We start from the raw sequence: 693 nt of genomic DNA, 5'->3' as shown, positions 1-693 counted from the left end.
CTGATCCAGGGCCTCGCTGACAGCGGTTGCCACGTCAGCGACGTCGGCCTGGTGCCGACACCAGCGCTGTACTACGCGGCCAACGTACTGGCCGGTAAGTCCGGGGTGATGCTCACCGGCAGCCATAATCCCTCGGACTACAACGGCTTCAAGATCGTGATTGCCGGTGACACCCTGGCCAACGAACAGATCCAGGCCCTGCACGACCGCCTCAAGGCCAACGACCTGACCAGCGGCAAAGGCAGTGTCACCAAAGTCGACATTCTGCAACGCTACTCTGACCAGATCACCGGCGACGTCAAATTGGCCCGCCGCCTGAAAGTGGTGGTGGACTGCGGCAACGGCGCGGCTGGCGTGATCGCTCCGCAACTGCTCGAAGCCCTCAACTGTGAAGTGATCCCGCTGTTCTGCGACGTCGACGGCAACTTCCCCAACCATCACCCGGACCCAGGCAAGCCGGAAAACCTGGTGGACTTGATCGCCAAGGTCAAGGAAACCGGCGCCGACGTGGGCCTGGCGTTCGACGGTGACGGCGACCGTGTTGGCGTGGTGACCAACACCGGCGAAAACGTGTTCGCCGACCGCCTGCTGATGCTGTTTGCCCGTGACGTGGTGGCGCGCAACGCCAACGCCGAAATCATCTTCGACGTGAAGTGCACCCGCCGCCTCACGCCGTTGATCAAGGAATATGGC

The 693-nt window shown here is 62.6% G+C and carries 1 protein-coding gene; it reads left to right on the top strand.

The window, feature by feature from the left end; translation table 11 throughout:
- Positions 1–693, top strand: a 693-nt coding sequence (locus FEM54_RS33515; RefSeq protein ID WP_477749755.1) for a phosphohexomutase domain-containing protein, incomplete at both ends; no start/stop codon positions are given.

Source organism: Pseudomonas edaphica (genome assembly GCF_005863185.1).
Classification (GTDB): Bacteria; Pseudomonadota; Gammaproteobacteria; order Pseudomonadales; family Pseudomonadaceae; genus Aquipseudomonas; species Aquipseudomonas edaphica.
This window is presented reverse-complemented; position numbering and strand designations above follow the sequence as displayed.